This is a genomic window from Pedobacter sp. (assembly GCF_965249885.1).
In the GTDB taxonomy this organism is placed as follows: domain Bacteria; phylum Bacteroidota; class Bacteroidia; order Sphingobacteriales; family Sphingobacteriaceae; genus Pedobacter.
In genome coordinates this window covers 625916-640349 of sequence record NZ_OZ252254.1, presented here as the reverse complement: position 1 = coordinate 640349, position 14434 = coordinate 625916, and the positions used below count along the sequence as shown (strand labels likewise).

Below are 14434 nucleotides of genomic sequence, written 5' to 3'. Positions count from 1 at the left end.
AGCTTTTAGCCGTAGTTAATATTGTCTCGAATTAACAAAATTACCAGGCTTATGGGACAAACCTCTACTCAGTCCGCAAAGATGAAGCAATGGTTGCTCATTTTTTTGCACTTCTACCTAATAACGTTACTTTCTAGTTCATCGTATGCACAAACAAAGATTTTTGCAAATACAGCTACGGTGGTATCCACAAGGGTTGACGACAAAGACAACGCTACCCGAGACGACAATACCTTCGCCTCGGTGAAATCGTATGGCGGCGCCGTCCTGGGCGTAGGTCGTTACAGTGGCGAGCTACAACTCAGCTATAGTCAGGATGTAGCGGCAAATAGAACTACTTTCATTAAAATCGACTACGATGCAACCATTTTGAACGCGTTGCTAGGTGGCAATTTAGGTTCGTCGCTTGCTAACTTGTTGAACAACGTAGTTTTAGGCGACCACTATTTTGTGGTTGGAGCTAAAAATGCAAGTGGACAAGAAGTGGCTGTGGGTTCTAGCAATGGCTCTTTTTCTACAACTAATATCAAATTAGTTCGAGATGCACAAGGCAGCTTCTATTTAGCAGTTACGCCCAATGCAGCTTATCGAAGTGTTTTTATCAGAGATGTTACCAATGCGCTATTGTTAAGTAGCCCTAATGAAATAAGGGTTTATAACGCATTCCATGTTTCCGGAACAGGTAACTGCGACCCACCCTTCGCTACTGATTACGAGGGCACTGGTGCTACGTTGAGTTTGCTAGGCGCTGGCGGTGCCGGTGTCACTAATATTCAAAATGCCATTGATGGAAATCCCGCTACCAATTCTAATATTAGTTTAGGGTTAATTTCAGCAGTTGGAACCATCAGTCAAAACATCTATTTCAATTCGCCATCTAGAGTTAATGATGAATTCAATATCAGGCTTAGGGTTTCAGCAGCTTTAGCTAATGTAGGTGTATTAAGTAACATCACCGTAGAGGCTTATAATGGCAACAATTTAGTTTACAACAGAACTGGTTTAGCTGGTTTGCTCAATTTAGATTTGTTGGGCCTTCTCAATGGCGGACAGGCAGTCACCATTCCGTTTTCTCCAAATGCCGTTTTTGATCGAGTGAAAATCACCTTATCAGCGCTACTGGGTGTTTCGTTAACCCAATCCATCGATGTTTTTGAAGTCAATCGCTCTGCGCCGCGGCCAACTTTTGCAGCCCCATTGTCTAATGCGCTCAACATTTGTTATAATAGCACTGCAACGTTGGCCGCAACTACGGCTTCAACTAATGAGTTGGTTTGGTATGATGTACAGGACGGGGGAACCGCGTTAGCTACAACTGCGTACAATGCTTCTTTTACAACGCCAGCTTTAACCGCTAATAAAACTTATTATGTAGCGGCTAGGCAACTAGGTTGTACTGCCGAATCGGTTAGGGTACCTGTAACGGTTACCGTTAATCCTCAAATAAACTTCTCGGCCACTACGCTTTCAAACGGCACCATAGGGACAGCTTACAGTAAGCAGTTGACAGCGGCTACTGGAGGCACGGCAACTTACACTTACGCCATAGCTACTGGTAGTGCCTTACCTGCCGGTTTAACATTAAGCAATGCCGGATTACTGGCGGGTATGCCAACCCAAGCTGGAAGCTTTACTTTTTCGATTACAGTAACGGATGCAAAAGGTTGTACGGCAACCACTGCTCACACTTTAACAATTACCAATACCCTTACTTTAGGCAATTTGACATTGCCAGATGGGACAGTTGGTTTAAGTTATCCAGTGCAGGTGGTGCCCGCTGCTAACGGAGGAAGCACGCCTTACACCTACACCGCCATCAATTTACCGGCGGGTTTAACTTTTAACCCAGCTACTAGAGAAATTACCGGTACGCCAACCGTAGCAGGATCTTTTGTTATTACTGTAAATGTAAGTGACGCAGATGGCAATACAGCAAGTATCAATTATCCGATTGTGATTAAAAATGCTTTGGCTTTGGCCAGTACGTCCTTAGCGGTTGGTACGGTTGGCTTAAATTATCCTTCGCAAACCTTGCCCGCCGCTACGGGTGGCACACCGGGCTACACTTATGTGGCTTCCAATGTTCCGCCTGGATTAACTTTTAACCCAATCACTAGAGAAATTACTGGCGTGCCTACTACTGTACTGTGGGGAATTTCACAGTAACTGTGCAAGTAAGTGATGCCGCAGGTGCAACGGTAAGTACCGATTATACCATTAGGGTAATTGCTCCATTGACTTTGGCTAACAAAACGTTGGCTAACGGAACAGTAGGTGCAACATATGCAACAGAAACATTGCCAACAGCAAGTGGAGGCACTGGTCCATATACGTATGTAGCTACAAATGTTCCTGCTGGTTTGAGTTTTAATCCAAGCACTAGGGAAATTACCGGGACGCCAACAGGTGCTGGAAATTTTAGCATCACGCTAACAGTAACCGATGCTGAAGGCAGAACCGCGACTAATACTTACGCCCTGAGCGTAACAGGTGCATTAAATTTGGCAACGGCAACCTTACCTAATGGCACCGTCGGTACGGCTTACCCTATACAAACGTTACCGGCCGTAACTGGAGGTACTGCACCTTATACCTATACGGCAATTAATTTACCTGCCGGATTAACATTTAATCCTACTACTAGGGAACTATCTGGTACGCCAACGTTGGGCGGTAGCTACACGTTCAGCATTAATGCAACAGATGCAGCAAACAATAGTGTAACCACAAACTATCAGGTTAACGTAACAGTACCTGCGCCAACAGTGGCTAGTGCAATTACCTGTAGCGGTACTTCAACTACACTCACCGTAGGAAATACACAAAGTGGTATAACATATAATTGGTATGGCGCCAGTGGTAGCACTGCTTTGGCAACAAATAACAATGGTACGTTTAACACAGGCAACATCACTAGTAGCACTGTATTTTATGTGGAAGCGGTATCTGGCACTGCGGTAAGTGCTAGGGTTGCAGTAAATGTGACTGCTAATCCAGCACCAAATCCAGCAGTTATTACCACTAACAACCAAACCATTAACGCTAATCAAACCACTACGTTAAGAGCTACCGTTGACGCGGGTAATACCGTTAGATGGTATGATGCCCTAACTGGCGGAACACTTTTAGCCACAGGCGAAGAGTTTACAACAGCCAATTTGGCGGCCACTACTACATTCTATGCTGAAGCGGTGAGCGTACAAGGCTGTGCTAGTTTAACCAGAACACCAGCAGTTGTAACCGTAATTAACGGAGGAGCCGGGGCAAATTGTACCGCAGCAAATGCGCAGAGCAGTGGCATAACAGGTTTGTTGTGCGTGCTTTGTAATGTGGCAAATCCTGGTAACGCCGTAGATGCCGATCCAAATAATTACACCCGTATTACCTTAACTGTGGGTGCTGCTTCAACTGGCTTCCAGCGATTGATTTTCCCAACGACAGGGTTAGCCACTGACAGCATTCGTTTAGATTTAGGTACGCCAACAGGCTTACTTGATTTGTCGGCTTTGGGAGGCATTACCGTAAACGTGATGAAAAATAACACTGTAGTACGTACACTACAGTTAAATTCTTCCCTAGTATATCTTCAATTACTAGGAGGAAATAGATTTGAGGCTACATTTGCGGCAGGAGCTGAGTTTGATAGAGTAGAGGTTCGCTTTCAAGCAGTTGTTGCCGCACTAAGTAGCCTCGATATTTATGGTGCGCAAATTGTTTATCCAAATCCAACTGTTGTTGGTAACAATCAAACTATTTGCTATAATACCAGCGCTACCATCAGTGCTGCAGAAAACGGCAGCACTCAAATTGCTTGGTATGATGCCGCTACAGGCGGAAATTTATTGGCTACAACCGCTAGCTTCACTACGTCAAATTTAACAACTTCAACTACTTACTACATTGAAGTTTCCAGAAATGGATGTCCTAACGGAGATAGAGTTCCAGTTTCGGTAAATGTTGTTCCGCTGTTGGACGTACCTACACTTGCTGCTGCTACTCTTACAGCTTGCGAAGGCTCGCCAGTTACTTTAGCGGTTGCTAATCCAAATCCGGCAGTTACCTACAAATGGTATGATGCTGCGGTGGGCGGAACAGAATTATTCGCCGGATCAACTTATACAATCTCCACCATCAGCGCTAGCAAAACTTACTACGTTGAAGCTACGCAACAAGGTTGTGTTAGTGCAGGAAGAGCAGCGGTTGCGGTAACTGTAAATCCTCGCCCTGTTTTACCTCAGGTACAGGCATCAGTTTCAACAATTAACGCCGGACAAACCGTAGTACTTACCGCAAGTTCAACCGATACCGATGTCGATTTTAACTGGTACACTTCTGCCAATGCGGCTACACCAGTATTTACGGGAGCAACATTTGTAACTCCTCCATTAACTACAACAACATCATATTATGTTGAAGCAAGATCTAGTGTTACCGGTTGCGTTTCGCCATCCAGGGTAATGATTACCATCAACGTAAATAATGCAGGAGCCATTCCTACGCCTTGTATTTCACCAATTGCGGAGAGTAATGGCGTAAATGGTATTGCTCTGCTAGCAGGCGTTTCTAACTCGGGTTTAGCTATTGATAACGATACTCAAACAGGGTCTACTTTGTATTTACCTGTAGCTGCGTTAGGTGGTTACGTTTATCAAAGATTTACCTTCCCAGGAGAGAGCGCTGTTGGAGATACCGTTAGAATTGCAGTAAGTTCTCCAGGCAAATTGCTTTCGCTTGGCGTATTAGGTTCAGTTCAGCTAGCCACATTAAAAGCAGGTGTTGCTAATAATGATTTAACCAATTTAAATAGCGCACTCATCAGTCTGGAACTTTTAAGTGGTGGAACACAAGCGTTGTTAACTTTTGTGCCTGCACAAACATTTGATCAGGTGGAATTGCGATTGAATGCTGGCGTGGCATCTGCGTTAAATACCATTAACGTCAATTATGCGCAACATGTAATTGCTGCACCACAGGTAAGCGCTTCCAGCGTTACCGCTTGTAATGGTGCTTCCGCTACGTTAACGGTTCAAAACCCGAGAGTTGGTTTTACCTATAAATGGTACAATGAAGCAGGTGTTTATCAGGCTGATGGTGTAACTTTTACTACACCGAACATCAGCGCAACCACTAAGTTTTATGTAACCGCAAGTTCAGGTTCGGGCTGCGAAAGTTCAAGAACAGCGGTAGAGGTGAGTTTGAAACCTATCCCGGCAGCGCCAGTTTTGTTATCCGATAACATTAGCACCTGTACTGGAAGTAATGTGGTGCTACAGATAAAGGATCCAATTGCTGGCATCACATACCGTTGGTACAATGCTTCTAATGTACAAGTAGCTACTGGAACTAGTTATCAAGTAAATAATGTGACGGCAAATGCCACATTTAGTGTAGAAGCTTTCGATGCAGATTGTAACATCACTTCCGCTACTAAAACCAACGTTCAAATTAACGTGGGAACTTTAGATGCGCCAGTGGTAACTACAACCAACGTGAGTGTAACTTCAGGTGCTAGAGCATTGCTAAACGCAGTGTCTAGCAATCCAGCGGCAATCATTAGATGGTATGATCAGTCGGTAGGGGGAACTCTGCTACAAACCGGAAATTCTTACCTCACTAATCCTATTACCGTAAATACCACTTTTTATGTAGAAGCCTTTGTAAATGGAGGTTGTGCATCAGTGCGTATTCCGGTAACCGTAACCGTAGTTACTGATGGCAACACGGGGCCAGTTCCTTGTTTATCTGCCACGATAGCTGTTGATAAAGGAACAGTTGGTGTTGCTTTATTAAGCGATGTGTTTAATCCACAATTGGCAGTTGACGACAGGGTCGAGACGGCTTCCTCTTTGGTTATTCCTGCGGGCTTAACTAATGCTTATGTTTATCAAAGGGTTGGTTTTGGAAGTTTATCTACCATAGGTGATACCGTAAAAGTGCGCATCACCTCGCCGGGAAAATTACTTTCACTATCGGTATTGCCTTCGATTAGCGTACTTACTTATAACGGTACCAACAGTAATAATGATGCAATAACTGCCAATAGCTCGTTAGTTAATCTAGAGTTATTAAGCGACGGAAGTGCAGCAACGCTGACCTTTGTGCCAACGCAACAATTTGATGCGATTGAATTACGCTTGAATTCAGGTTTAGTGAGCGCATTTAATTCCATTAACTTTAATTATGCACAGCGTATCGGTGTAGCTCCTCAAGTAGATGTGGCTGCGGTAACTGCGTGTGCTGGTGGTTCTGCGGTATTAAGTGTAAGAAATCCAGTGCCAGGTGTTACCTACAGATGGTATTTGAATAATACAGGTACGGCTAACGAAGGTGCGAATTTCACTACGCCTAACAATTTAGCGGCAGGCACCTATAATTACTATGTAACGGCGGTAGTAAATGGCTGCGAAAGTGCAGGTACAAAAGTGGAAGTTACCATATTGCCAGTGCCAGCTCCTCCAGTTCCGCTGAATACTAATCCAACCAATATCTGTTTTGGAGCTAGCGCAACTTTAGGCGTGGAGAGCGTTGCAGGTGTATCTTTCAACTGGTATAATGCTAATGGAACTTTAGTAGCATTAAACACTGCAACCTATACCATACCTGCCAATCTACCAGTTGGAAGTTATACCTATTCGGTAGAGGCAACTAACGCTAACAGTTGTGCAAACGCCACTAGAACATCCATCACTATCAATATTGGCGAAAGAGCAGTTGCTAACGATATCATGGTAGTTGGAGCTGATATTTGTGCTTCAAACGCAGCTACGTTAACTGCAAGCAGTACCACGGTGACTAACCCTCAATTTAAATGGTATGCTGATGCAGCCTTAACTGTTCCATTGGCAACAACAGCCACATACACTACGCCTGTAATTAATAGCAGCGTTACGTATTACGTTACGGTAAGTGGCAGCAATAAGTGCGAAAATTTACCAATGGATGCCAAAGCGGTAACTATCAATGTCAATCCACCGGCTACTGCATCTGATTTAATGGTATCTCCAGCAGTTGAAATTTGCGGAACCTCTAGTGTGAATCTAACAGCAAGTAGTGCTACTGTAGTTAACCCAGTATTTACTTGGTATACCGATGCGGCATTGACAAACGTTGCTGGTACAGGTTCTCCATTCGTAACGCCGGTATTAACAGCTAGCCAAACTTATTATGTGACTGTTAAAGGCGATAATAGATGTGAAAGTCCTGCTTCTCAAGCTAAAGCTGTAGTGGTAACTGTTAAAGCCAACGCTTTAGCTTCGGATATCACAGTAAACGGAAACAGAAATGTTTGCTTGAATTCAAGTACGATTTTAAATGCCACTACCACTACGGTAAGCAATCCTATTTTTACTTGGTATGAAGATGCTGCTTTAACTACAATTGCTTTTGTAGGAACTCCGTTCACTACACCAAATCTTAATGCCAACAAAACCTATTACGTAACGGTAAAAGGGGCTGATAAATGTGAAAATCAACCAGCAAATGCATTGAGAATCGATATCAATGTAAATAACAGGGCTGCAGCTGCTGATTTAACGGTATCTACACCAAATGAACTTTGTGGCCCTGGTGCGGTTACAATTACAGCGAGTAGTACTACGGTAACCAATCCTGTATTTACTTGGTATAGCGATGCCAATTTAACTACGGTAGCTGCTACTGGATCAAGCTTTACCACGCCTACCTTGGCCGCTAGTCAAACCTACTATGTAACTGTAAAAGGAGATAACCGCTGTGAAACTCCTGCTAGCGATGCGAAAGTAGTCACAGTAATTGTTAAACCATTTGCTACCAACGCTGATTTGGCCGTTGCACCTAGTACCACCGAAATTTGTGGGTCTGGTACAGCTACATTTACTGCCACCACCAATACAGTAACTAATCCTGTGTTCACTTGGTATAGCAATGCTGCTTTAACGAATGTAGCTTTTGTTGGTGCTAGTTTCACTACGCCTGCATTAACTGCCAATCAAACTTACTACGTTACTGTAAAAGGCGATAATCGTTGTGAAACACCAGCTGCCGATGCCAGAGCGGTTACGGTAACCATTAAACAAAGAGCGCTTGCTAGTGACATCACAATTAATGGCAACACCACTATTTGCGCCAATGGAACAACAACCCTAACCGCTAGCAGTACTACGGTAACTAATCCAATATTCACGTGGTATAGCAATGCTGCTTTAACTACTGTGGTGAACGTGGGTCCAGGTTTTACCACACCGGTACTTAGTGCAAATCAAACGTATTATGTTACGGTGAAAGGAGATAACCGTTGCGAAAACGCAGTGGGTACTGCCGCTAGTATCACCATAAATGTGGCTGCAGCACCTGTGGCACCAATTGTGGCAAGCACTGGAACTACCATATGCAGCAATAATGCTACGGTGTTAACGGTAAGCAATGTACAGGCTAATACCGTTTACGAATGGTATAACAGTGCCAATAATGGAACACTTTTATTCACGGGTTCAAGTTACACTACGCCTGTGTTAAATAGCAATACCACTTATTATGTTCAGGCAGTGGCCACTTCAGGTTGTACTACAGCTTCGGCACGCACTGCTGTGGCAGTTACGGTAAATGCCAGACCAGCCAACCCAACCGTTGCTTCGACGACTGTAACTACTTGTACCAATAGCACGGCAACTTTGACGGTAAGCAATCCAGTAGCAGGTGTAACGTATACTTGGTTCACTAGCGCAATGGGTGGCACGTCAGTTGGTACTGGAAGCACATTCACTACGCCAGCACTAAATGCCAACGCCACTTATTATGTAGAAGCCAGTGCTGGAAGTTGCGCTTCATCAGGCCGTACTCAAGTGAATGTGACGGTAGGTACGCAGCCAGCTCCTCCAGCTAATGTTACCGCTGCGGCAACAAGCATTTGTGCAGGCAGCACCACGGTACTCACGGTAAATAATCCTGTTGCAGGCGTAACCTACAATTGGTACAGTGCAGCCACAGGTGGAACATCGTTGCATAGCGGGGTAACTTACACTACCATGCCGCTAAATGTAACTACCACTTATTATATAGAGGCGGTAGCGAATGGTGGCAATTGCGTAAGTGTAAGCAGAACACCAGTTATTGTAAATGTGTTGTCGGTGTTACCTGCCCCAGTAGTAACGGTAGGCAATGTAACTACCAGCAGTATCCAATTCAATTGGAATGCAGTTACTGGAGCTTCGGTTTACGAGGTATCAATGGATGGTGGAAACAATTGGGTAACTACTATTGTGCCTAATTACTTAGCCGCCGGATTAAATCAGGGCCAGAGCATTACGGTAGTGGTAAGAGCAAAAGCAAGCTCGGCTTGCCAAACCAGTGCCAATTCAAATGCGGTAACGGCCAGTACCACCGAACCGTTCAAAGATGAACTGTACATCCCTAACACCTTTACGCCAAACAACGATGGCCGTAATGACTTCTTCTTGGCCTACGGCAACAACGTGGCTAAGTTCCGAATGAGGGTGTACAATCAGTGGGGCGAGTTCATCTACGAATCGCAGAATTTATTGCAAGGATGGGATGGTACTTATCGTGGTAGGCAACAGCCAAGTGGCGTTTACGTGTACTACATCGATGTAACCTTTAACAGTGGCGTAACTAAAACCTTTAAAGGTACTGTAACTCTGCTCAGATAATGATAAAAAAGAACATGGTTTTATTTAAAAATAGCACCAATGAAAATGACAAGAATAATAGTTACAGTAGTAGTTGTATTAACGCTAGCTGTGAACAATATACAAGCACAAATAGATCCACATTTTTCGCAATACTATGCCAATCCGTTATGGCTTAACCCGGCATTAACGGGTGTAACCGATGGGGCTTACAGGGCTAATTTAAATGCTAAGCAACAGTGGAACAATATCAATAATGGTTATTTAACGGTAGGGGCTTCATTTGATGCGGCCCCCAACCAAAAAAATATCGCCTTTGGCGCAATGGTGATTAACCAAAGAGCTGGGGAGGTGGCCTACAATCAATTAAGTGCGCTAGCATCGGCATCATATCGCATCCGTTTTGGTCAAGCTGGCGATAAGATCATTAATTTCGGTTTGCAGGCAGGCATCATCAACAAAAGCATCGATGTTTCCCGTATCACTTTGGGCAGTCAATACAATCCTAATATGGGTTACGACAGCGGAATGGGTTTTGATGAAACTTTCGCAGCCCAAAATTTTACAGCTCCTGATGTAAATGCAGGCATCATGTTTTTTGATGCTGCGGATTACAAATCTGTGAATGTGTTTTTTGGTGGGTCAGTAGCGCATTTAACCCGGCCAAAAGATAAATTTATAGGAGGAGATGCCAAATTGCCTATGCGTTTCACAGGGCATGGCGGAGCTAGGGTACGCTTGAATAACGTTTTTGATATCACACCTAATGCGCTATTTCTGAGACAAGGTAATGCCCAACAAATTGCTTTTGGCGCTTATGCACAAATGATGCTGAACACCGAAACAGATCTGCTTTTCGGTTCCAATTACCGGGTAGATGATGCTGCAATTGCCTTTCTTGGCTTCCATATCAAAAGCATGGTGTTTGGCGTAAGCTACGATTTCAACACCTCGGGATTAAACAGGGCCACCAGCAGTAGGGGCGGGTTAGAACTTTCCATTTCGTTTAATGCCCGTAAAGGTATTGTTGGTCCAAATTTCTTTTGTCCTCGACTTTAAAAAATTAAGCTCATGAAATCTTTTAAAATAATTGCGCTGCTCATCTGCTTTGCTAGTACAGCAGGTGCGCAAATTGGCCCAAGTGCCAAACGTATTGCCGATGTATATTTTCTCAACAAGGAATATTATGCAGCTGCCGAATACTATAAAAAAATGCTATCAATTTCACCAGATAGCGCCGGATTCGTGGTGCCTTACGCTTTTGAACAAAAAATGAAGGAAACTAGTCCGCGTAAAGATGATTACGAATATGCCGTGTATCAGCTGGCAACTTCATTGCGCTTGTACAAAAACTTCAGAGATGCAGAAAAATGGTATGCCATCTCTAATAAATTTACCAATCCTAAGTATGCGCAAAGCGAATTTTGGCATGGCGAATGTTTAAGGGCTAATTTGAAATATGAAGAGGCCATTAAAGCGTTTGAAAATTTCATCAGTAGGTACAAGGCTAATGATGATTGCATCCCGAAGGCGAAGCTAGAAATTGCCTCTTGTAAATATGCCATGAACGAAATGAAATATCCGCGGATGTATAAAATCTCCAGATTGAGCAATAACATCAATCAAGCGGGTTCAAATTATGCTCCTGCTATTAGCGATTCTGAATTTTATTTTACATCGTCGAGACCCATCGGTAGTGAAGGCAAAAATCAGGTGCTTGATGCTGGAAAAGGGAAACCAAAAATAGTGAAGAAGGAAACACCTTATATCAATACCATTTATGCTGTAGGCAACGATAGCCCAATGGCAGATCAGGTGAGTGTTCAAAAAATAGATATCGACCTGAAGAAAATGGAAACTGCGGCTGCAACTATTCATCCAAACGGGGAAATCATGTTTTTAACTGCTTGGGGAATGGATAAGGAAAATCAGAAACGCAACATCTACATCAGTAAAAAAGAAAAAGGAAATTGGTCTTCGCCGGTGGCGATGGGAAGTCAAGTGAATTTAATGGGCTTCAATTCCATGCAGCCTTCCGTAACCAGAGATGGCAAATATTTCATTTTCTCTTCAGATAGACCTGGAGGACAGGGCGGCTACGATTTATGGTATGCGGTATTACGCCCCGATGGCACCGTAGGCAATGCCATTAACATGGGCAGAAAAATAAATACGCCTGAGGATGAGCAAGCAGCTTATTACTTGCCTGCTACTAAAAAATTGCTTTTCAGCAGTAATGGAAGGGTAGGTTTAGGTGGTTTCGATTTTTATGAAGTCGCGGGAGACTTCGTAGAATGGTCGGAACCGGTAAATATGGGCTATCCATTTAATTCAGCAAAGGATGATATCTATTTCGCCGCTTTAGATGACAGTGGAAGAGAAGGCTATATCAGCTCCGACCGCGAATCCGTTTGTTGTTTAGAAGTTTTCCATGTGGTGCGTGAGTACCTAAGTGTACAGGGAACTATCATGGATTGCCTTACCCAAAAACCTTTAGCAGGCGCTACCATTACTGCGGTTGGCACCAATATCCCGCAACAAAGTGTACAAACCAATGCCGATGGTGTTTATACCTTGCAAGTGGGAAGTAACAGAGATTTGCAAATCCATGCGGAAAAGGATAAATATTTCGCTAAGAATATCAGTTTTAACTATGCTCAGTTGGTAAATGCCGATACTTTGCTTAGTGCAGAACTTTGCTTGGAACCTATGGAAATCAACAAACCAATTGTGCTTAAAAATATCCTTTATGAGTTTGATAGCGCCGAGCTAACAGAATCATCAAAAGTTACACTTGATACCCTTTTTCAGGTGATGATCGATAATCCGAAGATAAAAATTGAGTTGAGTGCCCATACCGATAATATCGGAACGGAAACTTATAACATGGATCTATCTGGTAAAAGGGCAAAATCTTGCGTGGATTACCTGTTAAGCAAAGGGATTACGGAAGACAGATTGACTTGGAAAGGCTATGGCTTCAGCAAACCAGTCGCACCAAATCAGCTCAAAAAAGGTAAAGACAACCCAGAAGGCCGTGCCTTAAACCGCCGAACAGAGTTTAAGGTATTGAGCGACAAATAATCCGCCATCTCGTTCTAGTTTATAGTTAAAGCCTAGGTAACAAGTTTACTTAGGCTTTGTTTTTATTGGTTCATTGGTTCAATAGTCATTGGTTCAATAGTTCACTAGTTCATTACGAATTTGTAGCTTCTTTAATCCTTGTCGTTTGTGATTTGATTATTGATGGTTGGTCAATTATCCACTGTTTATTATTTCACCACTTCCAATCATCTAATTATCAAATCATCTCATTGTCCAATTATTTATTGGTTCATTGGTTCATTGGTTCAATTGTGTATTGGTTATTATTTCACCACTTCATTCATTATCCGATTATCAAATTAGCTCATTATCCAATTATTTATTGGTTCAATTGTTCATTGGTTCACTAGTTCAATAGTCATTGGTTCACTACTTCATTTTTATTTTCACCGTTTCCAATCATCCCATTATCCCATTGATTATTAAAAAACGGGTCGCAGTTTACACCACTAACCCGCCTTAACATTAGGAGTATTAAATTTATTTTGCCTTAACAGTTATCGCTTCGCTATAAGTTGTGGCGCCGTCATGGTCAACTTGTACCAACCTTAAATAAATGGTATTGCCACTTAACGATTTTTCACCGCCCAAGTTAAGCGCTCCATCATTCTTTTCTTTGGCACATGCCGCAGCAACTACAGCAACCACCACTAAAAAAGCAAACATTCGATAGCGCTTGTTGGTGAAAGGCAATAATAGCAGTCCTAGCAAACCAAAGCCTGCCAAAGTCAACGTGCCAATGTTGGTTTCCACTTCATAGCCGGCGCCAGCAGTAGCATTTTCATCCGCGTTTTTGCGTACCAAATCCTTCCAAGTTTTGCCATCAGCAGAACCCTGCAAAATAAAATGGCTATTGTTTTTCTCCGAAGCAGTTTTCCAGTTAGCCTTTAAAACACCGTTGGTATTCAAGCTAGCGGTAAAGTTGGTAAGTGTAACAGGAAGCGTACTTTGTTTAACCCAGGTAAATGCATCAATAGCTAAATAGGTGTAGGCACCGTCGGCCGACACTTGAATTTCATCAATCGCTATGTTTGAATAGTTCTGTCCGTTCAAATTGGTTAAGTCAATTAACGTATAGCCGTTGTTTGTGGCCAGCGTAGTATTAAAACCTGTAGTTTTTGTTTGCGTAAACTTCGTTACACCAGCAAGTTTTCCTGTAACCGTTAGCGTACCAGTAACGTTTTGCTTTAATGCATTGTCCGATAGAAATGTCCAAAATTTGTTCACCTTAAATACTGAAGAACCAGTTTTAATACTAACTGAGGGATTTAGATTAGTTGGTAAAGCAGTTCCGCTATTGTCGATAAACTTAGAATCCTTTGAAGTCCCGGTCCATCCGGCATTATTAGCAAAATAAATGTCAAAAATACCTCTGTTATCCACAATATCGAATGTTACTCCATTGTCGGTAAATGTTTTGCTACCAGTAGTTTCATCTTCAAAGGTTTCGGTACTGGTTTGTGCGCTTAAATATGTGGGTAAAGTACATAAAGCGACAATTAACATAGTGCTTCCAATACCTTTTTGGCAGGCTTTAAAGCAATTAATTAAAGAAATTTTCATAATTATTGGTTTGAATAAAGTGACTTTGTTGATGCGTAAGTATCCATTCGTAATAGGAGTAGAGCGGATTTGTTTTCTGTTTAATTGAGCGCATACACAAAAGTAATAATATGTCACTATATGGTGACAAAAAAATGCAGTTT

General features: G+C 42.8%; 5 protein-coding genes. 4 read left to right on the top strand and 1 reads right to left on the bottom strand.

Annotation, left to right across the window (positions count from 1 at the left end; translation table 11 throughout):
• The first annotated feature begins 51 nt into the window (after positions 1-51).
• The 4 genes from ACY2A0_RS02720 to ACY2A0_RS02705 are packed head-to-tail and all read left to right on the top strand — an operon-like array spanning position 52 to position 12707.
• A complete protein-coding gene (locus ACY2A0_RS02720) occupies positions 52-2166 on the top strand; it encodes a putative Ig domain-containing protein (protein WP_461791238.1) in 2115 nt (704 codons plus the stop codon).
• Positions 2148-9644: an Ig-like domain-containing protein gene (locus ACY2A0_RS02715; protein WP_461791237.1), complete on the top strand. Its 7497-nt coding sequence runs from the start codon at positions 2148-2150 to the stop codon at positions 9642-9644. Before ACY2A0_RS02720 ends, ACY2A0_RS02715 begins: the two co-directional genes overlap by 19 nt.
• 45 nt (positions 9645-9689) lie before the next feature.
• A complete protein-coding gene (locus tag ACY2A0_RS02710; protein WP_461791236.1) occupies positions 9690-10682 on the top strand; it encodes a PorP/SprF family type IX secretion system membrane protein in 993 nt (330 codons plus the stop codon).
• 12 nt (positions 10683-10694) lie between these two features.
• On the top strand, positions 10695-12707 hold the full coding sequence (locus ACY2A0_RS02705; protein WP_461788070.1) for an OmpA family protein: 2013 nt from the start codon (positions 10695-10697) through the stop codon (positions 12705-12707).
• Positions 12708-13208: 501 nt separating this feature from the next.
• Here the strand turns inward: ACY2A0_RS02705 and ACY2A0_RS02700 are convergent.
• Positions 13209-14291 carry a hypothetical protein gene (locus tag ACY2A0_RS02700; RefSeq protein WP_461791235.1) on the bottom strand — a complete coding sequence of 361 codons (1083 nt, stop codon included), beginning with the start codon at positions 14289-14291 and terminating at the stop codon, positions 13209-13211.
• Between the last annotated feature and the right edge of the window lie 143 nt (positions 14292-14434).